A 23,960-nucleotide genomic window follows, 5' to 3' on the forward strand; every position below is an offset into this window, starting at 1 on the left:
CATCACACGAAGTTTGACAAAGTGCTAGCTTCATCACTGAGAATAAACAAACCCTGGTACAGGTTTGTGAACACTGCACCAGGGCTCATTCATAGGTCCGAGATAGTGTTCTGCAGATTAGGAGGTTACAAGTATCTTATTGCTTATCATACATTATAAAAAATTTACGCAGCAGTCAGAATTTTGTGACCTCTACCTACAAACTACAACCGCTATTTAGCAGACACCACCAGCACCAGCTGCTACACCTTTACAAACCTGATCTTTGGTGTAGAAGTTGTCTTTAATAATGGTGTCTTTCACGTTGCTGATATCAACTGCAATTGGCTCTTCCAGAAGTGATGGAATCTGCGTGTTGCTTACTGTCTCAGTTACGTTGGAGGTTGCAAGCGTTTTGACGTCATCACCTTTGCTGATGGCTGCAACGATTTTTGCGGCTGACTCAGCTTCTTTACCGTAAGGTTTGTAGACAGTCATGGCTTGCTCGCCATTGAGGATATTGGTGATAGCAACCTGGGCAGCATCCTGACCAGTGACCAATACTTTTTTGTCCAGGTTTACGGTTTTGAGTGCAGCAATGACGGACTCAGCCATGTTGTCGTTGGCGACATAGGCAACAGCTACTTTGTTTCCTGTGCGGGAAAGTGCAGCTTCCATGTCTTTCTGAGCCACTGGACCGGTCCAGTCGGTGAACTGCTCGTACACATTTTTCAATGTGTTATTTTTGAACAGTGGATCGAGGGAGGTGTGCAGACCTTCTTTGAAGAGGATGGCGTTGTTGTCTGTCTGGGAACCGTTGATGATGACGGTATTGGTGGTGCCGTTCTTCTTAGTATAATCCTGGTAGTGCTTGGCAATGTAATCACCCTGCAACTTACCGACGTCCTGACCCTGGAACGAAACATATGCAGTAACGTCTTTGTTATTGATCAGGCGATCATAGGAAACGACTGGCACATGCTTTGCTTTGGCTTTGTCAACAATCGCTGCTGCTACTTTGCTATCTGCTGGAGCAACGACGAGAATACAAGCACCCTGCGTTAACATGGACTCTGCCTGAGTCTGCTGGGTGGCTGCACTTCCGTTTGCGTTGTTATAAATAATACCGTCATCACCAATGGACAAGGCACTTTTCAATGAGCTGATGAGGAGTGGTTTGTCCTGGTTATCCCAACGATATGAGGTATTTGTCTCCGGGAAAGAAACGCCGATTTTTTTACAGCCTTTGCCATCAGGACCACTTGCTGTTGGAGTGGATGTGCTTGTAGAACCAGTATTGCTACTACCACAAGCGGATAAGAGGAGTGTAAATAAAAGGATACCTGCCATCAGGCTCCATTTGCCGCGTTGACCCTTTGAGAGTTTCATCTTGAAACCTTCCTTCTTAAAAGACACCATTGCTTTTTCTTCAAAAAAAGCAATACACAGGTGAATTTCAAATGAACGCTTTCATAACCCCCTCGGCCGATGACGCTTCTTTGCATAGGATGATTAAGGGACAGGTATAGCTTTGATGAAAAACTATAATTTCGTATAAAAATTGAGGGTAGTATCTCTTCTACTAATAGCAAATAACATCCACGCTAGCTTGCTACATTGCACAATGAAATTATCGCAATAAAATAAGCATCAGTGAAGTTAGTTAGCTACCATATTGGAGGAAGTATTATATACTACCATTAGACGATAACGTCCTCAGATTTTCTGCAATGTAAAAGTGCAATTCCGAGTTAGCTATTGAGGTTTACTGACATCCACAATATGTCAATGCTATCGACACTGATGGCCTTTCATTTAAGGATGTAAGTCACTTTGAGAGTAAACCAGGATTACACACTTACAACTATTCCACGAAACTGTTCCTTAAAAATACTTATGTTTTAGTTACTCATCATTTGAAGAAGTCACAAAAACCTATCAATAAGCAACTCTGCTTCTGATAATCTGGACGATATATCCAACAGAGAAAATGTATCACAGCAATTATAGTTTGTCAATAAACCAAAATAGCAACTTTCACTTTATAAAAAAAACTTACAACAATCTCAATAAAAACGAAAGCCGCAACCTTAAACATGTATTCCTTTATCACACACAGCTTTATTCCAACCAACAAAACAAAGTGTTCTTTAATATAGGAACAGAATTTTTGCATCACATTATTATTAAGCTTGCATTAGCGGTATATCGTCCAGACGATCACCAGTAAGTTATCTGATTACCCCTCATCTCCCTATTCATAATAATCTGATAAAATAACTCGATTCAATCTTGAAAAATATTGTAAATACTACGATTCAGCGGCATAAAGTGATTTATATATGAGACACTCTATGCCGCTGAATCGTAATTATTATGTTGTGTGTGTGTCTTAAATGCGCTCATCAACCGCTGATGTTATATTCACAATCGCCTCTACATCAGCCTCTCTTAGATTTAATGGTTCAAGCTCTTCCTTTACCTCCACCAACACCAAAACGTCATAACCATTTGAGAGCTGCACGAGTTGAAATTGAATAACTTTAACAACTGTATAACCAGGCTCTCCAGGCACTTCTTTCCCTATAATCCCGTTTGCCCAGTTGGCAACATCTTTTACTGTCTCAGCATGCTCAAATCCTAGCAGTCGAGTTTCCATCAAAACCTCCATGTACACCTCCATTAGAGAATAGGTCTTGCTTTTTCTTTCTACCGCTACATATAATAGTTTTTCCTTGTACGGTACACCGTCTGCCTACCTACACAACCAGAATAGACATATCCTCCAATAATTTTCTGTATTCAAACGGTATATGTAACACGATGATAGGACATTGAAAGATCTATCAGGGATCGTAGGGCGTAAACATGGTGTAAGTACTTAAAAAGCTATGCACTATTGACACCTTCTTCTGGCACAACAGTAATGATCAGGAGTGTTGTCATTAACAGGTATTTTTACGTCATTCATTAAATACGTTATACCTGATAGGTAAAGGATAGAACAACAATATGTTTGACGTTCCTTTTATCAAAATTTAATCATACAATTCTATCTTTAAAGGAGTACAATAAATGTTTTATATAGGCTGTCCAATGTGGGGATATAAAGAATGGCTGGGAGAGTTCTTCCCTACCCGTACACCTGCCAATGATTTTTTACGTCTCTATAGTCAAAAATTGACGACGGTTGAAGGCAACACAGTTTTCTACGCTCTTCCCTCAGCCGAGACTGTGGCGCGCTGGGCACAGGAGACGCCGAGCAGCTTCCGCTTCTGCCCAAAGGTATTGCGCAGTATCAGCCATGAAGGGCTGCTCTCACAGCAGAAGAAAGAGACACTGACCTTTATCGAACGCATGCAGGGCTTTGGCGAACGCCTGGGACCCATCTTCCTGCAGTTGCCTCCTACCTTTGGACCAAACCAGCTTGATCAGTTACAGGCCTTCCTGGATTACTGGCCCACAGAAGTACAGCTGGCAGTCGAAGTACGCCATCCCGACTTTTATCAAGAACCCCAGGCCAGCATCCTGGATGAACTGCTAAAAACTCACCAGGCAGCACGCGTCATCATGGATACACGCCCAATCCGCACCGGCACGCCAAAGGAACAGAAGGAGTTACAGGCCCGCGAACGCAAGCCACATCTCCCCGTTCATATCACCACCACCACCGATTTTGCCTTTGTGCGCTACATCGGCCATCCCACCATGGAGGTCAACGCACCATTTCTCGATCAATGGGCACAGCAACTTACCACCTGGTATAAACAAGGTTTAACTATCTATGCCTTCTGTCATTGCCCTTATGAAAAACATTCCCCGGAGATTTGTTACGAACTCTATCAACGTGTCCGAAAAATTGTTTCTTTACCTGCATTATCATGGCAACCAGGCGACCAAAGCCCGGGACCAGAACAAATGACGCTGTTCTAACGCGCCACAAGCAACCAGAGGAATGAAATTGAGCTACATATCTATACTAAATTCAAACAACCAGCAGGAAAAGTATATGATAAAAGTAGCACTATTTCCTTTGCCAAGCAGTTGGTGGGATCCATTAGCCAGCAGAATTTTCGCTCCTACCTTCCTGAGAGATTAGCTATAGCGTTTCACTAATAGGGTGAGTGGAATGGCTTCCCGGAGCGCGAGTGGAAATGGCAATGTCTTCCGGGAAGCACCTATCACCAATAACACGATGAAGTACTTCCTCGCATCCTACTCTTCATGGCAAGTGCATAAATTTGCGATAAACATGCATCTGGAATACAGCGTGGATAAAATTGAAGCCAGTAACGCATGTTGAGATGATAGGCGACTAAAGCATAATATCTGGATCCGCTTCTAGCGCCTGCTGCGAGATGAGAGAAACAGGATATTTATCCGCTAATGGATCAGGCAATTGCTGCAAAGGCCCTGTAGGCACCATCCTTGGCATTTTCGCAATACTATCTGCAACTGAACGCTTTAGCGATGCTGTCTTCAACAATTGAGTACCACGAACCTGCTGATAAAAACTCACATATTTTTCAACCATTACGCGAGCAGAAAATTTCTCTTCTACATGGGCCGTACTTGCTTACGGTCGATTTTATCTAGTTGGGACATAGCCCATTTCATTTCTTTGATATCTTTCACTAGATATCCACTCTTCCCATGAGCAACAACTTCAGGGGCGGCTCCTCGTGCAAATGAAATTACTGGACAACCAACAGCCATAGCCTCAATCATGACCATTCCGAATGGCTCTTCCCATTCAATGGGATTCAAAAAGACACGGGCACGACTCAGTAAATCAATTTTTTCTCTGGTGTTGACAGGGCCAATGTATTTGATCTGTCTATCATCAAGCTGTGGTTTGATAGCTCGCTCGAAGTAATCAACCGATGACGCAATATGACGATCAATGGTACCAGCGAGCACCAGGCGCATGCCTGTCGCTTTGGCGATGCTGATCGCATGATGAGCTCCCTTTTCTGGTACAAATCGACCTAGCCAGACCAAAAAATCCTCTGCTTGATTTACCGTTGGCTTAAACTGTTGCATTGGTAAACCATGGGGAACAACACCAATAATATTAACCGGCAGCTTCACCTCAGCCCGTGCATTCTCACTAATTGCAATCAGAGGTGTCTGTTTAATCCATTCTAAAAAGAAATCATCAGCGTCTCCTGACCACTCCTGAACACGATCGAATGGGAAACGACTATGGAGCGTCGCCACATGTGGGGTCCCTAACTGCAGTGATAGAGGAAAGGTATACATATCAGCACTGGAAGAGAGATGAGAATGCACAATATCAAAATGGTGCTCTTTAATATACTCAATCGACTTATATGTGTGATAGTACGATTTGAGATGAGCTTGCCATGGCACTCCTGCATCAATCAAAGAACGAGGAAAAAAGGACACGAGACGGGCTGAAGTCTTAGCATCTCCGGGTGCAAATAGAGTAACATCGTGACCTTGAGCAACTTGCTCTTCAACTATATTATATATGACGTTCTCGGTACCACCATAATTTTTTGGAGGAATGGCGATCCAAGGCGGAGCAATATGTGCTATTTTCATTCTGGACCCTTTACTTTAGCTTATATATGTCAGGCTACAAAGTTGCTCTACAATCTATTTGGGCTCTTTACACCCAATAGTTACACGATTACCAACAAAAAAAAGTTACATACAATAAAACACAGGGCTATTAAAAGCGCACCTTTTCCATTAGTTCTTAACTAGAACCACATCATACGTTTGATGAATTACAGCACAAATGCCGTTTATCTACAACAAATTTATGACAGGAGTTAAAGCAGCAAGATAAACAGTCTATGTATTACCATGGTTAATCTCAAAAAAACAATGCCGCAATCTGGCACATAAATACATATCAAAAGAACATGCCTGAAGCTAGAAAAAAAAGGCTCTTACTATAAGAACTTTAGCGGCAATATTGCTCTACATAATCACTCAGAGGACATACAGCAGACACTACCCCGCTATGTCCGGCCACATAAAATCTCAATTTATGCGCTCAATGTGAGGTTTTAATGAATATCAAGAATGCATATGAACGATCTGCATTTCAAATAGCAATCGTGTGAAGGAGGAAAAATAATACGTTCCATAACGTTTTCACTCTATACTGGAACGAATGGATGCTCCTTTTTCTGGTAATGCAATAATATATCCATTACCTATTTATAGTATACCCTATAAATACCATTTTTTCCAGGAGAATATGAAATATATAGAAGAATAAAGTAAAGCAAAAAAATTACCAGTCCATCAACACTCTACAAATATAATAATAAATATAATAATCTTTAAAAGGCTTTTATCACCTATTAATAACTATATATACTTCACAGGTGGAACACGGACGGGCTAATTTACCAGTTACTTATTAAAATCATATGATTGAATGCTAAAAATGGTACACTATAGATAGATGATAAAATCATCTATAATAAAGAAATGCCTTGCTTTTTGGTTTAAAAGAAATGAAGTAGTAAAAACAATTTCGACAAAATTTCTACCAAGAAGTTTGGCATAACATAGATACATATTTAATACTATTTGACAAGAACAGAGGAATGGATGTTTCTTACTTCAACTGATGGCACAAAAATTGCATATGATGTGCAGGGAGAAGGGCCACTGCTGCTGCTGCTCCAGGGTTTTGACGAGATGCGTAAGATCTGGCATGAAACTGGATATGTTGAACGTCTACGTCACCATTTCCGTGTCGTGACTATGGATCGCCGAGGTATTGGAGAGAGTGATCGCCCTCTTGATCCCAGGTCATATCATGTTGAACAGATGCTTGCAGATATTTGTGCTGTAGCTGATGCATGCGATGCCGAGAAATTTCTCGTGTGGGGGCACTCTTTTGGCGGAACACTAGCTTTATTGCTGTCCTCACGCTCATCTCGTGTGATGGGAGCAGTCGTTGCTGGTAGTTTTTTTGGCCGTATTTATTTTGAGGAACGTATCAATCAGATTACTTCAGAACTGCGTATCATGTATAAAGCACAACAAGAAGGCACACTTAAACAACTTGGTTTTGATAATGAAGATATGCAGTGGGTAGAACAACGCACTATTCCAGCATTGATCGCCTGCTGGCAAGCTACCGTGGACTGGCCCATTGTGCCCCCGACCAGATACGTTGTCCACTTTATATCTATGCAGGATCAGATGACCAACGTATCACAAAACCGCTATTGGAGAAGCAAGAGGAAATTGATGCGCAAGGCATTACACTGCGTATTTTTGATCATCTTGACCACGCACAGGAAATCAGCGAAATCAACGTTGTCTATCCATCCGCTGAAATTTTTTTACGCAAAACATCCCAGGAATAAATTACTTATAATGCAGGAGGGCAAGAATTTTTGCCCCCTGCACTATGCTTATCGGTTAACAAAAATTTCCAGTTCCAGGTGGCAAATTCGCACAAAGGACAGATTTAGAAACATAACCATCTTTAATAACAGTTTGCTTAATATTCTGGGCGTTGACAGATATCGGATCATCCAGGATAGAGGGAATGAGGCCACCATTATAGGTAGGTGTGGTAGATCCTCTGGTAAGTCCTTTTACATCCGTCCCGTCATGGAGAGCCTTGACCAGATCACCAACTGATTGAGCTTCTTTCGCAATTGGTTTATATACTGTCATGCTTTGCTTGCCCTGGAGAATATTCCGTAAGCCACCGACAGTTGCATCCTGACCAGTTACAAGCACCTTACCTGCTAAATTCGCACTCTCTAGAGCTGTAATGACGCTGCCAGCCATACCATCATTTGCTACATAGACTACCTGAATATCATTCTTATTGTCTGCCAGGACCGCTTCCATCTCCGTCTGGGCTGTAGTATTACTCCAGTCAGGAGTAAAGACCTCGTTAACGGTCGTTAGTTCATTGGTCGCCAACAAAGGATCGAGAATTGAGTGTGCCCCGATACTGAATAATAGAGCATTTGTATCTGTCTGCGAACCACTAATAATTGCCATATGGACATGGTTACCAGCTGTTTTATATTCTTGATAATGATCAACAATATATTGCGCCTGCAAAACTCCTACTCTGGTGTTATTGAAAGAGACATAATAATTCACGTCTTTAGATTGGATCAGGCGATCATACGCAATTACGGGTATGTTATGAGCTTTGGCCTGGACGACAATTGGTTCTGCTGCGATACTATCATGGGCCGCTACCACCAGGATACAGTCGCCATTTACCATTCCTGTGGTCGTTTGCGTTATCTGCGCATCGCTATCCCCATTAGCATTATGATAATCAATGCTCACTCCAGGAATGGCTTTGTTTATAGCTGCCTCTAGCAACGGATGATCATTATGCTCCCAACGATCTGACGTGGTTCTATCTGGCAAAAATACGCCTACACGATTGCAGTTCTTCCCATCATTTCCAGAAGGAATATTGGTGGTACTACCAGCATCACCAAAGGAGCAGGAGGTTAAGATCAAGCAAGAGAACAAAAGAGTGCCGACTAATTTGTGCCAGGGTAAAAGTTGGCGCGTTGCATGTCTCATCCATAAGTTTTTCTTCATTTAGTTTCTCCTACTACCTGTCGCAACTGTTTGATAACTTCTTGCAACTGCATAGCAGCTCCATTTGCCGACGTTGCACCCTCGATTAATTGATCCGTTACCTGAGTGGCAATCCGAATAGCCGTCGACAAACTTTGATTGCTCTTTTCTTGATGCACTGCGACTTTTTCAATATATTGCGCAGCTGCTAAAATCTCCATTAAACGCTGCTGAGCTTGATTAGAGTCAAGATGCTCCCAGTTACGAAGAAGCTCTGTTCCAACCTCGTCAAGCTTACGAGCCGCGACACTGGTCGCTTCAGTATAATACTGTACTGACTGTAGAGCCGTTTGTGAAGATTCAACAATCCATTTCTGCTCAGTTGCAGTTACTTGCTCACGGGAAGCCAGAGTATTTAGCATGTTACTACTGCTAGAGAGAGATGAAACTGAGAACAAAATAGGCTTCGTAATTCTTTGCCCAACGATAAGTCCAACCAGGGCCGCCAATAACGCAACAACAACCGTGATAACCACAAGATAGACGGCCTGTTGAGTTGCCGCGTTTGTAATTGTACTCACTGGTCTCAGAACAATATAGGACCATGGCACTACATGGATCTTCGCTTGATAAGCCTGATACGCTTCACCTTTAGTTGCTGGATTAAAACTAAATGAACTATCCCCATGTGCTGTATTCAATAACTCAGGATCAGGTAATGTCTTCACCGTTGTCATCGGATCTCCATACAGACCTTCATCAGCAATATGCTTTCGCAAACTGTCACTAATAGGTCCTACAGATGTGAAAAGAGGTGCAGGTAACGTCGTCAATGTTTTATCAGGATTGGTATATGCAATACGAATGCCATTACCATCTACGATCATTGCATAGCTACGGGGAGCAGCGCTCGTTGCATTATTCACTGCAGTCCAGATGTCAGTAAGATGAAAAGTTGCACGTCCATAGCCAACTATATGTTTCTTTTCAGATGAGATCAAGGTATACATATCAACGTAGGCCATGTGTGTCTGTTTATCGAGATGCACATCAGAAATAAATGATTTATTGAGGGTTTGCAATTGGGATAATAATGATCGTGGGATTTTATCTTCCCCTCGTTGCAATGCGGTAGGATAAGAAAGCAGGAGGTTGCCACCCTGATCAAATAAGGTCCAGTTTCCATAATTAGTATCCAGGTGGTTACCCACTGCCAGTTCACTTTTGGCTTGCTGCTTATATTTATCATCCCCGGCAAGATATCTTTGGATAGCCTGATATTGACTGATATATTGTAAGTCTTGCAAACGAGCTATCAGAAGAGCATCAATCGCTTGAGCATGCGTCGTTGCATCGGTCGCCATCTGACCGCTGGCTTGAGATACTAGAGTTGGGCTTAAAAATAACTCACTGCCAACGACAGTTATGAGCAACGGAATAAATACAGCCAGTACAAGCAAGCCAGATACTTTTGCTGTGAGCGTAAACCCTCTCTTCTTTGAGGGTCCGTTCTTAAATAAGGCCATCTACTATTTCCTTTTGAGCATATATCTACGAGTTACGAAAAACTCTGCAGTTTTAATCCTGGTGCACCCATGCAGCAATTAAACACAGAGGATAAACATCATGTGATTCGAACAGGATACAAAAACGGCTTGAAGATATGCGACAACATTGGCACAGAGAAAAATCTTAGCAACAACTGAGCTATTGCTAGCTCTTTTAGAAGACAAAATGAATATAAAAAATATTTCAATATCTGTATAGAAAAGGATATATTATCCACAAAAAATATTCTATACCTTTAATACTGATAAAACAGGCTACACTCACTTTTGCTGGTCACTAAGGAAGGTGGAATCATTAAAAATCAGGTTTGCAGATAACACCATCATTCTTTGCGAGATCTTCTTCAACTTCACACTCATTCATCTAACAAAATATACGCTATATTATTAATCTAATCGCCATAAAAAAATTACTACACATAATATACTCTAGATAAGCCAGCATATACAATGTTTAACAAGAAAATTAGGACTTTTCAATGAGGAGCATATCAATCTAGCAATCACAAACACTTTAAACTACATAATTTCCAATACTTATCCATTTCTCTATCATTTTCTATTGTAACAAAATATTTATTTTAAGCTAAATTAGCAAAGTAGTTATATACTTTAAATGCAGGTGATAATTTCTTTTAGTCGCAAAAAAAATGATATAAGAAAAAAGGGGATCATTCTAATGGATCAATTGGAGGAATTTTAGAACAGGGTATGAAAAAGGCAGGTTATATTAGACCTGCCTTTTTCATATGTTAATTCAGCATGTAGCGATAGAGCACATAGTTGTCTATCTCATAACGTTTGTATTTACCAGGGGGCTGTTTCGCCATGCGTTTCTCTAACCAATCCAGACAATCATATTCCGTTGTTGTCATGTTTGGATCCTTGGGACACAACCAGGAGGATTTTTTATCGGCGCGCACGATAGTATAATACGGTGGATAACGATTATGCGATGGGTTGAGATGATGATTCACAACGCCACAAAGTAATTTTTCCTGACTCTCAAAAATCAGGCTATAACAACTCCAATAATCAGTATAGAAATGAGTGATCCCCATACTCTCTAACTGGGTAATCAGATGATTTCGGTGTTGATTGGCAGCCTGGACTTTAGGGACCTCACTAAATGCGATCAGGGTTCCGATGATCAGGATAACAGCAACTGCAGCGAGGATAAAACGACTACTATAGACCCGAACCCTCAACCAGATGGCCTGTGGTTTCATTCGGCTCGCAGCACTCCATAGAGGATCAATGAGAGCAGGCAGGATTATAAGTAGACCGATTAAATAACGTGCGTGGTAACCTGGTTGGTTGAATGGGCCAGTACTGTGTATGAAGACAACAATAGCTCCAATAGCGCCACCAACCATCAGAAGTTGAGCGATTCGCCTCACTAATAATGTATGATATTCAACTTCATTTAACATCTTCCTGTTTCGGACGACAGATTGCAGCATAAACAATGTGAAGATCAAAGCAACCAGGGTCAATACCAGGTACCCCCTCCCCAGGTGGTTTGAACAATACCACACTGTAAAGTGCGTGGAGTATTGTCACCTAAAAAAGGATATTCAATAACTGGACAAAAAGGAAATCCTGTTGCAGTGGGTATCGTTACCTGCACTGTTTCGACAATATTATGCCAGAGTCCCACGGTAGCAATAGGATCATCTTTAAGGGTTCCCGTACCTCGTACGAGATTGAAAAGTGTAAGAAAGGGATTTAACCCTTTGTTCATGCTATACCAGAGCGAGGGAAAAAGGCCAGCAAGTGCGCCGATAAGGCCCATTAACCAGCCCCCCCAGACCAATAGTTCACGCCAACAAAATACGAGCAGCAGCAATCCAGCCATGGCTAGAAATGGGAGCACAACCATATCACTCCACATAGCCAATCCTGCAACCAGACCAAAGGCACCGTATAGTGGAAGGCGAAGAAGATGGGTGCGGGACGGAACCTTACGCCGATAAGAAAGCGCAAGCCAGGATGCAATGAGAAATGCCAGTGCTCCAAACAATAAGGTTTGTGAAGAACCACCAGTAGCTATAGTTTGGCGCGTCAAGTACGGAATAGAGCCAACGCTCAATAAAGCCAGAGTTACCAGAGCCAGTTTTTTCGAAAAAAGTAAGCTGACCAGGAAATACATACACACAAAGAAAAGCCCTACCATCGACACAACACCTGTCCGTAACGCTGTTAAAGATGGGCCACCGGTAAGATGAAAGAATAGCGCACCTAAATAAGCCTCAATTACACCCATGTAGTCCTGACCATAAAAGGTCGTTGGATGTTCACCATGGTAAGCAATATTATAAGCCATGGTTGCCATAATACCTTCATCACCATTGGTTGGCGGCCAGTGCAAGAAAAGCAGAAGCATGCGTAGACCAACTGCAAAAGTAATTATTGCGGCGGCGGTCACACTGTAAATATTCTTTTTTAAATACTTCAAAATATGCACACCTGGCAAAGGTGCCTCCTCAATTATCATAAAATAAGGGCGTACATTGATTCTCTTATTATGTAGAATGACGACAAATAATACTACCAGTTATTATCATTTTACTCATCCTTAAAATAACCGTCAAGGAAATAGTCCAGATAGTGTCTGAAATATACACCAGTTAAAAATAAGTAGTCACTTCTTCTTTAAATATAACATGTCAGAAAGTGACAATGATCAATGTCACCCAACGATTTAGGGGTCCTAGATAAACACTGGACTCATTTCAAAGATATTATTTCATTGAGAAATTAGCATGGGTTGCCTTACTTATATCTACTTTCTTTCACACTGTATACATATAAATGTAGGCACTCGATATGCCTACCCATATAAGCTGTGCTATTTGTTGTAAATTGCTTCCAGCCAGGTCATATTTATAACCAGAGAGAAAAGAACAAAGAGGTAATTTATCATGATACACAAACATATCAATGATCATCACCGAACTACCTATCATTTTCAATCGCCTACGAATTGGATGAATGATCCTAATGGACTCGTGCAGTGGAAAGGAAACTATCATCTCTTCTATCAATATCATCCGGAAGGCCCTTTATTTGGCAAGATCCATTGGGGACACGCGATAAGTCATGATCTACTACACTGGACTCATCTACCTATCGCTTTAAGCCCTACACCAGGAAGTCCTGATGAGGATGGCTGCTGGTCTGGCTGCCTGGTCATTAATAAAGGCATCCCAACCCTGATCTATAGTGGGAATGCCCATGGTAGGCAACTACCATGTCTTGCCACTGGTTCTGACGACTTACTCACCTGGCAAAAGCATACGAGTAATCCAGTCATTCAGGCCTGGCCTGAAGGATTAGATATCGTCGAATTTCGAGATCATTGTGTCTGGCAGGAAGGTGATATGTGGTATCAGGTGATTGGCTCAGGTATCAAAGGTATTGGTGGGGCGGCTTTACTCTATCGCTCCCCTGATCTCATCTCCTGGGAATATGTACAGCCGTTATGCGTAGGGAATAAAGCTGAGACTGGAACAATGTGGGAATGTCCTGATTTCTTTCCACTTGGAACTAAATATGTACTCATCGTTTCTTCTATACCTGACGGCCACGTCTACTATTTTGTTGGTTCTTATCAGGACCTTGCTTTTTTACCAGAGACCTGGGGCCTGTTGGATACCAGTACCCATTTTTATGCGCCACAATCAATAAGGGATGATCAAGGACGGCGTTTACTATTTGGATGGTTGCGTGAGGGACGAAGCGACCAGGAAATACAAACTGCTGGTTGGGCAGGCGCAATGTCACTACCTCGTATTCTATCATTGACAACAGATGGCCATTTGAAAATCGAGCCGGCTCCAGAAATTCAGCAACTACATCGTCAATACTATACTATACCCTCACAGGAAATTAGCGATAATAAGACTGTTGTTACAGATTTATCTACGAATGCATTGGAGATTTTGCTTGATGTTGATACTGGTACAGCTTCGGCATGGGGGATATCTATCCAGGATAGTTCCTATTCAAAAGAAATAGTAAAAATTAGTGTGTACAAATCACAATTAATCAGCGAACATAGTTCTCTCAATGCAGGCTTAGAACTATACGAAAAAGAACAATGTGAGCTCTTACCAAACAAAGAAAATCGCCATCGCTTACAGATCTTCCTGGATGGCTCGGTGCTGGAACTATTTATTGACGAGCGAATGTGCCTTACCGAACGCTTCTATTTAAGTAGACCACACCAGCTAGCCATCTCCATTTTTGCCAGTGCAGGTAAAGCCCACATTCATACACTTGATATATGGGAAATGAACTCTATCTGGAGTTAGAACAGATTGCAGAAAGGTTGATAGGGATCTGCATTGTCACATGTCCATAAGTAATCAAAAAAAACAATAAGGAGAGTCAAAAAACGACTCTCCTTTATTGGTCCCTCCGACCAGGGATCATGCAGGAACTATGAAATCCTTGAGGACTCGATAAGTTCCTTAATGCTAGCTGATTAAGATGCTCCCCCGAAACATCTCCCTAGCATATAATTTGTTCATCAGACCATATTGACGGTTAGACTACTTATCGGCAGACTAACCACAAATGCTCCGTTCCTGTTTCATCCAGATCCGTGCCTGTGCACCATACAAGCAGATCTGTCCACAGGCGTTAGTTCCCACCGAACAAAACGGTACCATGCCCATGAAAAACGAGACACGCTAGAACACTGGCCTCCCCAGGCCTCATTCTAGTAATGCCATTTCCCCACCACTGATGATACCGAATTGAGAGAGAGATAGAGTTGATAACATGTTAAGATCTTGTAGAGATTCATCCGAATCATTTCATTCTGGTTGAGAAAAACACATCCCTTATACCATAAAATCAATTGAAGTAGCATATGATACATCCATCCTATCTATTACCTTTACTATAATATAAAAAATAGCGGCTAAAAAGAAGAAGCATCAGGCATTTTATACAAAGAGAGCCATGCTTGTTGAACAGATAACAATACATAAAACATAATAATCGATCCTGCTTAAGTTTTTTTCATAAAGCCGAGTGCGCTGCCCTTCATCATGATATCCACGAGCCTCCAATGCCGTAGCTAATTCTGAAGCACGACGTAAAGTACCCTGAACGAGAGGAACAAAAAATATCGTCAGGCTTTGAAAGCGCTCGCGCAAGGTTCCATGCATCATATCCGCTCCGCGTGCCGCCTGCGCCTTCATCAACTGATCCGCTTCATCAAGTAATGTTGGAATAAAGCGTAGGGCCAATAATATCATCAGTGCAAAGTCGTCAATGGGTAATTTGAGATATCTCAACGGAGAAAGAAGTAACGTGAGGCCTTCTATTAATGCTATAGGCGATGTGGTCATGGTTAATATTGTTGAGAAGGAATAGAGCACTAAAAAAACCATAAAGATTATAATAACCAACCAGGCTCCTTGCTGGGTCACGACAAGCGGACCAAGCTTCAATTGATGGGTGGAACTAAAACCAGTTGTAAGCCAGAAAAAAAACAGACTGGCGACAATAAGCAATAACAGGAGATTACGCATCAATCGCAGCCAGAATTTTTGTTGACACCAGGAACGCAGAGGAGGAAGCCAACTGGTTGCATACAGAAAAAGGCAAATACTTCCTGTTATAAACAAATTATGACTCAGAATTGCATACGATGAAGCCCAGGGACCCAACTGCCAGATGACTGGACTATCACCAGTAGAACCAAAAATGGAGAGAAGTAAACTTGAAAAAACTATCAATATCAAAAACCAGAGCCGCTTGCCAAAATCACGCAAAGAGACACGTGAGAGCAGCACACTACTCACCACGAGAACAAGCGCAACGATGTAGGGCACAAAATGCCATTGCCTGTGATTGGCAATCAGTAATGTTATGACTAACCAGGCAATTACCACCAATTTCGTTCGCGCTTGCAAGCGATGCATCAAACTGTTTCCAGGGTAAAAAGTGCCAGGTGAAATGTTTTTAAGCATAAAATATTCCTACTACTATTTTCTGCATAAATCTCAGTACATATTTAAGATATCTGGATCGGTATGTCAAAAAATCTCAACGCCATTATAATACGTTGCCTATGTACTTCAAATTATTTTGCGTGTAAACTTGTATTTGTAATGAAATTTCATTGAGTGCAAACACCATCGATTTTCTGTCTTGAAACGTGTATTGTATAGGATTGTGGTAGTTATATCGGAATAGAGGAGGAACATTTGTCATGACAGAACTTAAAGCCCAACAAGAAGAGCGCATTCGCCAAAAACTAAATGCTACCAGGCTCTATATTGAACAAGACATAATCAATACAGAAGATATTGCCTTAAAACGGATTGAAATAGATGCAGCAACCGTAGTAACTTTATCGCTTGTGACTGAATTACTCCCCGAATCGGTACAGCAACAGGTCAAAGCCATTATTAATCTTCATGAGCAAGTATGGAGTATGGATACGCCTGCCGTAACAGGTATAACACCACGAAAACCACTGGGAGAACGGATTTTTCACCGCTTTGCCTTTTTTCTCCATACAGAGCTGAAGGATAAAAGGTTATCCACAACGTAATATCACTTTCCGTTTTCTACTACAATCGCAACTATGGTTATTTCTGGCTCTCTAACCAGTTTGGAAGGTCAACTAGTGCTGGTAAAATAGCATCAGGTTGAATCTGAGCAAGCAAAGGAGAGTCTGCTTTATGCTTACCTGTACAGACAAATATTCCACGCATCCCTATTTTCTGTGCTCCCCGATATCGTTCTCGATATCATCACCCACCATCACAGTTTCATTGGCTGTCCTGCCAATAGCTTGTAGAGACTGCTGGAAAAAGGCTGGCGCTGGCTTACCAAACACCTTAGCTTCCTGTCCGCTGGCTATCTCCAATGCCCTCACAAAAGGTCCGCTATCCAGTTGCAAACCATCTGTTGTCTTCCAATACATATTCTTATGGAGGGCAAATAAAGCTGCCCCATCCATGAGCATTCTGAATACTGCGTTCATTGTCTCATAACTCAGTAATTCTTCAGCTCCACCAATTATCACAACATCTGCTTGTTTATCAACCAGCTCAATACCTACAAAATCCCTGCTAGTATCTCCTTTCGTTAACAGCCAACAACGTTTACCTGCAAAATGTTGACGAAGGTAGCCAGCTGCGGCCACAGGAGCTGTAATGATGCGCTGTTCAGAGACAGGCAAGCCAATTTGCTGTAAACGCTGAGCCAGAGTGGCACGTGCCATCGTTGTAGTGTTACTCACAAAATATGTAGCGTAACCTTGCTGTTCTAACCATGAAAGAGTCTTAACCACACCTGGCAATGGCTTCATACTTACATGTAGTACTCCATCAATGTCGAGTAAAATTCCGCGAATTGGTGGCATCTTACTTTTCCTTTTTTCTTTGCAGAAGTACCTTACAACAAAATCAATTTCATTCTTCTACTACCTGATGGAAAACTTCTCTTCGTCCTCGTTTTGATAAGCTTTTTGGCAATACTACAAATGGTGTATAATACAAAAGTTCGAATTTTTTCGAACGCTCAAAATGCGCACTCAATTCATTACATTATTAAATCGTATGTACCCCACATTCCGCACCCTAAAAAACGACTTTTTTGATATCAACAAATGACGCTTTTGCATCTTTTTCATAGTAGATAAAAGACGAGAAACAAGAACGTTTGATCCAAATTGGTTCATTTTACTTTTTCCTCTCTTTCGCAAAAGAATTATAACAAGCAATAAGAGTAAAAGTTCATGGCTATCCTTGTTATTCAAAAAAGTATCATATTGAACTGCGGAATGTGGGATGTACATGTAGTCAGGTCGTTCCATATCGTTCGCACTGCAAACATGTCATACCATTGAAAGTCAATGGAGAATTGGTGCCCGCTCTGCTCAGGTCAACTGACTCTCAACGACGATGGTGATCTGCCTCGGCTTCTGAATATTCCATTCGGAAGCCGCTTTTTATCTTCTGCTGCTGCAAAAAATCAAAGGTCTCATCAACTGTTGAAATATTATCTGGTATAGCTATCCCTTGTTGTCGCAAGCTTTCCAATAACTTATAGAGAGGTGGAGCTACCAGATCCCAACTACGCAACTGTTCACTCTCAGCAAAAACGTCTTGTGGTGTTCCTTGCCGTACCAGTTTTCCTTGATTCAGGATATATAATTGGTTGGCCATCGTTGCTACTTCAGCCATGTCGTGAGAGACCAGAATAATGGTTACACCCTGTTCGCGCTGCACGCGTTGCAAATACGAATAAAATTCTAAACGCCCCTCACCATCAAGCCCCACAGTTGGTTCGTCTAGAATAAGAATACGCGGTGACATCGCCAGAATACCAGCCAGGGCAATACGACGACGCTGGCCGCCACTTAGCTCAAATGGTGAACGTCTGGCATATTTTTCATGCGGCAAGCCAACCATATCTAAGGCTGCCTTTACGCGTGCACGGATTTCATGCCGTCCTAATTTCATGCGTTGGGGGCCAAAGGCTACATCGGCATACACCGTTTGACCAAACAGTTGCGCTTCCGGAAATTGAAATAACATGCCAACTCGTTGCCGCAAAGCTCGTAGATCAGTATTTTTTTCTCCTACTTCAATTCCATCCACCCAGACAGTGCCTTGCGAAGGTCGTAGTAGACCATTGAAATGCTGTATCAAGGTTGATTTACCAGAACCATTAAAACCAATAATTGCTACACAATCCCCCCGGGTAATTTCCAGAGAAATATCGTTGAGAGCCTTCTTCGGAAATGGTGAGGAGCCATAGATATAAGAAAGATGCTTTACACGAATAATTGACTCAGGCATTTGCAATCTCCTGAGCTATTTCTTCTATGGTCAATGCTTGATTAGAAATAGCAAAGCCAGCATCACGTAAATACACCACTAATTTTAAGGGGTCAGGAATAATCAATTTGAGCTCCTGCAGACGTTCCACATCGGCAAAAATTTGTGCAGGTGTTCCTTCTTGAATCACACGGCCACGTTCCATGATGACAATCCGTTGAGCATACACGGCCTCTTCTAATAAATGAGTAACTTGAATAATAGTCAGACCAAACTTGCGGTGAAGCCTGGAGAATAGCTCCGATAGTTCCTGGCGTGTAAAAGGATCAAGCATTGAGCTGGCCTCATCGGCAATAATACATTGTGGTCGTAATGCCAGAATACCAGCAATTGCCAGGCGTTGGCGCTGTCCGCCTGATAATTTATATGGAGGCAACTGACGTAGGTGGCTGATATTAACCGCATCTAACGCCTCAGCCACACGCTCGCGAATTTGCGGGAGCGGATATCCCTTGACAGCTAATCCCCAGGCAACGTCATCCTCAACCAGAGTCGCAATCAATTGATTATCAGGATTTTGAAAAATCATTCCTACATATTCACGGATCATACCATGCTTCGTTACATCCCTGGTATCCATTCCTGCGATATATACATTTCCCTCGTCAGGCAATAACAGCGCATTACAGTGACGAGCCAGCGTTGACTTACCACAACCATTATGTCCTAATAAAGCCACATATTCACCTGACTGGATCTGCAAATTAATATTTTGCAACGCTGGCTCGGTCACTAACTGATTATGATCTTGCATCGTCCTTTTTACTGGATACTTATAGGTGACCTGTTGTATATCAATCAGAGGTGGGGAGATCACATCTTTTGCCATCGCCGTCGTTCCACCTTTCTTTTCATTCTTAACTTCACCAGCCATCGTCCTCGACGATGCACCCAGCGCCCGGCTTTCCCTTCCAATAATGGGCGAACATCATAACCAAGCAGACGCGCAAAAGAATTAATGAGTGCATATAATACTAAAATTACCGGGATAAAAACAATGGGTACAGCCACACTAAACGGTGGATGAGCTCAAAATGACTTTACGAGGTCGCCCCTCGGCCGTTTTGGCTGATTGGGATCAGGCAACGGTCGAAGACGAGGTCTCCCTCGTGGTCGCTTTGACTGATTAGGATCAGGCAACGGTTTGATCCGTTTGCGTCCTCGTTTTTTCGGTTCGTGCCAGGGTTCGGGCACGACCTTGTACGTTAACAACTCAACAATACTCCACAGATGATCGGTTAAACCGCTGGCCATCGCCGGACTGATCTGCTGCTGATTTGTGCTCAACTGTTGATGGGACCAACAGAGATTGTAGGTGACACCCAACAGATACATGCCGTGATGCAAGCTCTCAAGCCGACATGCGGCATGTCGGCATTTCCGGGTTAACTGTGCCAAACGCTCTCGCATGGTGCCATTCAATCGTTCAATGTACGCCGTATTGAGAATCGTGCATCCTGGTGTCGTTTGTAACAACTTCTGTGCTTGATGCGGATCCCCACGTAGCAAACGCCGTTCCACTTCAACCACACGATGCTTGTATTGACGCTTGATCACTTGTCCAATCACCAATCCCGACCACATTTCCAGACAACAGCGTCCTCTTCCAGCTGTGCGCTTGATTTTTGAGCGAAAGGCTCGCTCAATACTGTGTGGATAGGCTGGCCAGCCATCCACGCAGACCAGGATCGCACTGATGTGCTTGGTCCACTGACGAACCTGCTCAAACAACCGATCGGCTAACGGAGTATCGCGAGTTGGCTGCACCACGCCTGCCAACCACAATCTCGTAGGAACCAGCATCGCCAGGGCCATCCAGATGACCTTTTTTCTTCCTTTGACTCGAATTTCATCGGCTTGCACATGACTCAGAGTGAGGTCAGCCTGCTGCATCATTTGTTCATGGACCCGTTGGCAATGTGCTCCAGAGCGATCTCGCCAGTTGGCAATGGTTCTTTCATCTAAACGAAAGGCTTTGACAATCGCTTGCACCGGACAGCCATAGGCAAGCAAAGTTACCACAATGACAATGAGCTCGGTTGGTTTGCGGAGCCCTTCGAACATGGTTCCTGTTCGGGATGTAAACGTTTTTTTGCAGACCTTACAACGATAGCGTTCACGTTGACGATCATGAACCACAATAGTTCCTTGCCCTTTTTGACCCCTTGCGGAACACGTCAAATTAGGGCAAAATTGAGAAGACGTGTTCATTGGCGCTTTCTGTTGTTTTTTCATACAAACAGTGTGCCGTGTAATACGTCATTTTTCAAGTCCCTTTTTCAACGCATCCACCACTTAGTGTAGCTGTACCAAACAATGAGCAACGCACAATAAAAAGTAAGAGCCCAATAAGTAAAAATCCATTGGGAGAATAGAGTAATCTGAGGATAGAGATTCTGTTGCCATACAGAGCCCAGACCTACACGTTGTGCCACTAACGCCACTATCGGTATAATCGCTTCATAGGCGTGATGGAGGCTGTGCACATAAACATCAAATGGTATTCCCGTCAACCAGGCAACACCAATAGTTAATAGAAAGAGATAGGTAGCTGCTGCGAGTGCCCCAAGCAGAGTAATAGGAATATAGTGGAAGCGGTGCTTCATGGTCAAACCTAGAAACGCGCCACCTAACCCTTGAGATACTAAAGAAATGCATCCATGAGGACCAATGAGAATGCAGACTAAAAATAATGCGACACACATTGCCAATAACTCTACATAAATCCCACGACGCAAAACTAAAATCGTAAAGACTGTACAGTTCATAACAGAAAAAAAACCACTCCCAACAGGCAAAAAAGCTACCAGAAACTGAAAAGCCACGGCAATGTCTGCTAACAGTGCACCTTCTGCAATCTCTATTGCTTGTAAGTTTCGAAACATTCCACACCTTACATATATTATTCAAACCAACCTGCTTATATACGTTTTAGGATCTTTATAAGTTGGCAACAAGTCTGCTCATATACGCCACACATCCACCAGTCCTACATGCGAACCAACAATCACACCATACCTATGTCTATAGTGTAAACGATGTATGCTTGCACCCGCGTGTAAAATAAATTGTTTCGGTACCAATAGCAATCGGCACACGCTAATGTGCCGATTGCCGACTAAAACCCTCCAACTAAAAAAGCGCAATTGGGGTTTCTGTCACAGTTGCCAGAGAGTTCTGCCCAGGGGAATAATAATATTCATCCTCATCAAGATACAATACATGAGTATACGATATATAACGATAACGACATGCTTTCTGTAGAATTGCATGGAAACCAACGTCAGTAAGGTGTAGCTGACCTTCAAGTCGCTCGAAGAGGACGCGCATCCGCCGATCAACATAAAATTCCCAAACGTTATCAATTGCCATATAACGATGTACCTTAAGGGATTTACTTGTGGGATTCGCCATAAACAAACGAACTTTTTTAACGACACTTGTCCGCTCAGATTTATTGAAACCTTCAAGTGCTTCAATAAATCTTTCAGTGCATGGAATAATTAAAGTCATATCCAACCTCCTTGACCATGTAACACACAACAATATACCCTTCACAAACTTAATACCCATACACAATCACAAATGCGGAAACTTTTTATGAGATATATTAAAGTTCTAAAAAATTCGTGTAATTTTGCTTAAAAACAATTCATAGCGCGTATGTCAGCACATACCGACAACATGACTACAGATATACACTTATCCAGCAAGTTAAACTTTACTGACCTATTTAAACGCAAAAAGCGAGACCCGGGACGTAGCCTGTCCCGGGTCTCTATGTTCTGTCCAATTGCACACGCCAACACATTTAAACAGACATTTGAGTCTTATTACGTCGTGTTCTACTTGATAAACTACCGGCCCATGTGAAAAGAGCGGACCGGGCCAGAATTGCACTAGCACCTCGACGTTTATGATGCCTTCATACTATTTGGCGTTCGACAGAGAATATTGAGATTGGAGTAATAATCTCATTCTTGGGTGGTGCCGATGTTGCCTCTACCAGCTGGGCTACCCCGCCATGAAGGGCGGGTGCAGGATTCGAACCTGCCCTTGACATCTTTACCATAAAAATCAGTTTTAGCTTAAATTTGTACTCCAGACAAGATTATAAGGCAATGCGGGCAAAAATGCAACCTGACAGAACATGAAATTTTTGCATGATCACATATTAATTTATAGTTGCCCTGTAAACAATTTAGCTGAACAGATAGGTAAATATGGTTGCGCCTATTTTCAGTTCAGTAACCTCTTGATTATTAGCTTCTTCACGTGCAAATTTTACTGCTTCCTGCAATTTTTCAACACGATTGAGTAATTCATGAACACGCCGAGCAGGCAAAGCACCCGAAAATTTAATCGTCCGCCAGTTTCCAACAACGACGTCTTCATAGTACACTTCAACTTGAGCAGGATGCTTCTCAGTAGCTTCAGCCTTTACGTGGTTGCGCGGGATCTTCTTGGTCTTTACAGTCTGAACTGGTTCTGTAGCCCAGCAGTCAGCGGATTGGTCAAAGGTCCATAACTCTGAGGCATCTAACACAGGCAATTTTTTAATAAACGTATGCACATCCACTAACTGCTTCTCCAAAAAAAGCAGATAGGTCGCTGGCGCTTGAGATAATAAAACTTTACCGTCAATTACCACATCTGCTTTGGCCTGACAATTGGCCCAATCTTTAGTGGCTACGACATCAAACAATTTCGTGAGCAACTCAGATGTTGCATGGATCACTTCTTCAGCACGAATTTGTACACGGGTAGATTCTGGGGGAAATTGTTCACCTTCTTCATCCTTTGGACGGTATGTTCGAGAGATACCTCCCAGCAAGGTGGTCTTCTGCAAGTTATGATGCGACTCTGTTAATTCCTGCAGAGAACGGCTTTTCGTGCCTTTTTCAATCGCGATGATTTGATTCAGCTTCATGCTTCTTTATCCTTCAGGATTTTTTTTGTGCTAATAATACACTAAATAGTATAAGCT

At 42.4% G+C, this 23,960-nt stretch carries 19 protein-coding genes and 2 pseudogenes; 5 read left to right on the forward strand and 16 right to left on the reverse strand.

The window, feature by feature from the left end:
* Positions 1-216 precede the first annotated feature (216 nt).
* Together KDW_RS30980 and KDW_RS30985 are read right to left on the reverse strand one after the other, a co-directional pair.
* The gene (locus KDW_RS30980) at positions 217-1,368 is read right to left on the reverse strand and encodes a sugar ABC transporter substrate-binding protein (RefSeq protein WP_233098051.1); all 1,152 of its coding nucleotides are present in this window, start codon (positions 1,366-1,368) and stop codon (positions 217-219) included.
* 1,003 nt (positions 1,369-2,371) lie between these two features.
* Positions 2,372-2,638, reverse strand: coding sequence for a hypothetical protein (locus KDW_RS30985; RefSeq protein ID WP_151759745.1), 267 nt, complete (start codon positions 2,636-2,638; stop codon positions 2,372-2,374).
* 416 nt (positions 2,639-3,054) lie between these two features.
* On the opposite strand from KDW_RS30985, the gene KDW_RS30990 reads away from it, so the two are divergent.
* Positions 3,055-3,912, forward strand: coding sequence for a DUF72 domain-containing protein (locus KDW_RS30990; RefSeq protein WP_151759746.1), 858 nt, complete (start codon positions 3,055-3,057; stop codon positions 3,910-3,912).
* A gap of 382 nt (positions 3,913-4,294) precedes the next feature.
* Here the strand turns inward: KDW_RS30990 and KDW_RS30995 are convergent, their stop codons facing one another.
* The gene (locus KDW_RS30995; RefSeq protein ID WP_162005788.1) at positions 4,295-4,498 is read right to left on the reverse strand and encodes a hypothetical protein; all 204 of its coding nucleotides are present in this window, start codon (positions 4,496-4,498) and stop codon (positions 4,295-4,297) included.
* Between the two features lie 38 nt (positions 4,499-4,536).
* Entirely contained in the window at positions 4,537-5,547 is a 1,011-nt protein-coding gene (locus KDW_RS31000) for a glycosyltransferase family 4 protein (RefSeq protein ID WP_151759748.1), read from the reverse strand.
* A gap of 1,026 nt (positions 5,548-6,573) precedes the next feature.
* On the opposite strand from KDW_RS31000, the pseudogene KDW_RS36370 reads away from it, so the two are divergent.
* Positions 6,574-7,146 (forward strand): annotated as a pseudogene (locus tag KDW_RS36370) (alpha/beta hydrolase); the annotation flags it as partial.
* On the forward strand, positions 7,059-7,340 hold the full coding sequence (locus KDW_RS32475) for a hypothetical protein (RefSeq protein WP_170296584.1): 282 nt from the start codon (positions 7,059-7,061) through the stop codon (positions 7,338-7,340). The pseudogene KDW_RS36370 and the gene KDW_RS32475, both read left to right, overlap by 88 nt.
* Positions 7,341-7,395: 55 nt before the next feature.
* Here KDW_RS32475 and KDW_RS31010 read toward each other — a convergent pair whose 3' ends face one another.
* The 4 genes from KDW_RS31010 to KDW_RS31025 all read right to left on the reverse strand — a co-directional run bounded on the left by KDW_RS31010 (position 7,396) and on the right by KDW_RS31025 (position 12,561).
* Positions 7,396-8,538, reverse strand: coding sequence for a sugar ABC transporter substrate-binding protein (locus KDW_RS31010; RefSeq protein WP_162005789.1), 1,143 nt, complete (start codon positions 8,536-8,538; stop codon positions 7,396-7,398).
* 14 nt (positions 8,539-8,552) lie between these two features.
* Positions 8,553-10,061: a cache domain-containing protein gene (locus KDW_RS31015; protein WP_151759751.1), complete on the reverse strand. Its 1,509-nt coding sequence runs from the start codon at positions 10,059-10,061 to the stop codon at positions 8,553-8,555.
* A 794-nt stretch (positions 10,062-10,855) separates the two neighbouring features.
* Positions 10,856-11,536 carry a hypothetical protein gene (locus tag KDW_RS31020; protein ID WP_151759752.1) on the reverse strand — a complete coding sequence of 227 codons (681 nt, stop codon included), beginning with the start codon at positions 11,534-11,536 and terminating at the stop codon, positions 10,856-10,858.
* A 59-nt stretch (positions 11,537-11,595) separates the two neighbouring features.
* Complete coding sequence (locus tag KDW_RS31025; protein ID WP_151759753.1) at positions 11,596-12,561, reverse strand: glycosyltransferase family protein; 966 nt, start codon at positions 12,559-12,561, stop codon at positions 11,596-11,598.
* A 466-nt stretch (positions 12,562-13,027) separates the two neighbouring features.
* On the opposite strand from KDW_RS31025, the gene KDW_RS31030 reads away from it, so the two are divergent.
* Complete coding sequence (locus KDW_RS31030; protein ID WP_151759754.1) at positions 13,028-14,419, forward strand: glycoside hydrolase family 32 protein; 1,392 nt, start codon at positions 13,028-13,030, stop codon at positions 14,417-14,419.
* 639 nt (positions 14,420-15,058) lie between these two features.
* Here the strand turns inward: KDW_RS31030 and KDW_RS31035 are convergent.
* Positions 15,059-16,042, reverse strand: a complete 984-nt coding sequence (locus tag KDW_RS31035) for an energy-coupling factor transporter transmembrane component T family protein (RefSeq protein ID WP_162005791.1) — start codon at positions 16,040-16,042, stop codon at positions 15,059-15,061.
* Positions 16,043-16,332: 290 nt separating this feature from the next.
* On the opposite strand from KDW_RS31035, the gene KDW_RS31040 reads away from it, so the two are divergent.
* A complete protein-coding gene (locus KDW_RS31040; protein WP_151759756.1) occupies positions 16,333-16,677 on the forward strand; it encodes a hypothetical protein in 345 nt (114 codons plus the stop codon).
* Between the two features lie 37 nt (positions 16,678-16,714).
* On the opposite strand, the pseudogene KDW_RS31050 reads toward KDW_RS31040, so the two are convergent.
* The 7 genes and pseudogenes from KDW_RS31050 to KDW_RS31080 all read right to left on the reverse strand — a co-directional run bounded on the left by KDW_RS31050 (position 16,715) and on the right by KDW_RS31080 (position 23,903).
* Positions 16,715-17,493: pseudogene (locus KDW_RS31050) on the reverse strand (TIGR01458 family HAD-type hydrolase).
* A 532-nt stretch (positions 17,494-18,025) separates the two neighbouring features.
* Positions 18,026-18,934, reverse strand: a complete 909-nt coding sequence (locus tag KDW_RS31055) for an energy-coupling factor transporter ATPase (protein ID WP_151759759.1) — start codon at positions 18,932-18,934, stop codon at positions 18,026-18,028.
* A complete protein-coding gene (locus KDW_RS31060) occupies positions 18,927-19,802 on the reverse strand; it encodes an energy-coupling factor transporter ATPase (RefSeq protein WP_151759780.1) in 876 nt (291 codons plus the stop codon). Before KDW_RS31060 ends, KDW_RS31055 begins: the two co-directional genes overlap by 8 nt.
* A gap of 200 nt (positions 19,803-20,002) precedes the next feature.
* Positions 20,003-21,112 (reverse strand): hypothetical protein, encoded by a 1,110-nt coding sequence (locus KDW_RS31065; protein WP_151759760.1) that lies wholly within the window; start codon positions 21,110-21,112, stop codon positions 20,003-20,005.
* A 140-nt stretch (positions 21,113-21,252) separates the two neighbouring features.
* Complete coding sequence (locus KDW_RS31070) at positions 21,253-21,858, reverse strand: YybS family protein (RefSeq protein ID WP_151759761.1); 606 nt, start codon at positions 21,856-21,858, stop codon at positions 21,253-21,255.
* Positions 21,859-22,105: 247 nt separating this feature from the next.
* Positions 22,106-22,486: a hypothetical protein gene (locus KDW_RS31075; protein ID WP_151759762.1), complete on the reverse strand. Its 381-nt coding sequence runs from the start codon at positions 22,484-22,486 to the stop codon at positions 22,106-22,108.
* A gap of 688 nt (positions 22,487-23,174) precedes the next feature.
* A complete protein-coding gene (locus KDW_RS31080; protein ID WP_151759763.1) occupies positions 23,175-23,903 on the reverse strand; it encodes a DUF7873 family protein in 729 nt (242 codons plus the stop codon).
* Between the last annotated feature and the right edge of the window lie 57 nt (positions 23,904-23,960).

Source organism: Dictyobacter vulcani (genome assembly GCF_008974265.1).
GTDB lineage: Bacteria > Chloroflexota > Ktedonobacteria > Ktedonobacterales > Ktedonobacteraceae > Dictyobacter > Dictyobacter vulcani.

What these genes read in the sequence shown, in the direction of transcription:
- KDW_RS30980 (WP_233098051.1), bottom strand. Translation starts at nt 1,368, where the DNA reads ATGAAACTCTCAAAGGGTCAACGCGGCAAATGGAGCCTGATGGCAGGT.
- KDW_RS30985 (WP_151759745.1), bottom strand. Translation starts at nt 2,638, where the DNA reads ATGGAAACTCGACTGCTAGGATTTGAGCATGCTGAGACAGTAAAAGAT.
- KDW_RS30990 (WP_151759746.1), top strand. Translation starts at nt 3,055, where the DNA reads ATGTTTTATATAGGCTGTCCAATGTGGGGATATAAAGAATGGCTGGGA.
- KDW_RS31000 (WP_151759748.1), bottom strand. Translation starts at nt 5,547, where the DNA reads ATGAAAATAGCACATATTGCTCCGCCTTGGATCGCCATTCCTCCAAAA.
- KDW_RS31010 (WP_162005789.1), bottom strand. Translation starts at nt 8,538, where the DNA reads ATGAGACATGCAACGCGCCAACTTTTACCCTGGCACAAATTAGTCGGC.
- KDW_RS31015 (WP_151759751.1), bottom strand. Translation starts at nt 10,061, where the DNA reads ATGGCCTTATTTAAGAACGGACCCTCAAAGAAGAGAGGGTTTACGCTC.
- KDW_RS31020 (WP_151759752.1), bottom strand. Translation starts at nt 11,536, where the DNA reads ATGTTAAATGAAGTTGAATATCATACATTATTAGTGAGGCGAATCGCT.
- KDW_RS31030 (WP_151759754.1), top strand. Translation starts at nt 13,028, where the DNA reads ATGATACACAAACATATCAATGATCATCACCGAACTACCTATCATTTT.
- KDW_RS31035 (WP_162005791.1), bottom strand. Translation starts at nt 16,042, where the DNA reads ATGCATCGCTTGCAAGCGCGAACGAAATTGGTGGTAATTGCCTGGTTA.
- KDW_RS31040 (WP_151759756.1), top strand. Translation starts at nt 16,333, where the DNA reads ATGACAGAACTTAAAGCCCAACAAGAAGAGCGCATTCGCCAAAAACTA.
- KDW_RS31055 (WP_151759759.1), bottom strand. Translation starts at nt 18,934, where the DNA reads ATGCCTGAGTCAATTATTCGTGTAAAGCATCTTTCTTATATCTATGGC.
- KDW_RS31060 (WP_151759780.1), bottom strand. Translation starts at nt 19,802, where the DNA reads ATGGCAAAAGATGTGATCTCCCCACCTCTGATTGATATACAACAGGTC.
- KDW_RS31070 (WP_151759761.1), bottom strand. Translation starts at nt 21,858, where the DNA reads ATGTTTCGAAACTTACAAGCAATAGAGATTGCAGAAGGTGCACTGTTA.
- KDW_RS31075 (WP_151759762.1), bottom strand. Translation starts at nt 22,486, where the DNA reads ATGACTTTAATTATTCCATGCACTGAAAGATTTATTGAAGCACTTGAA.
- KDW_RS31080 (WP_151759763.1), bottom strand. Translation starts at nt 23,903, where the DNA reads ATGAAGCTGAATCAAATCATCGCGATTGAAAAAGGCACGAAAAGCCGT.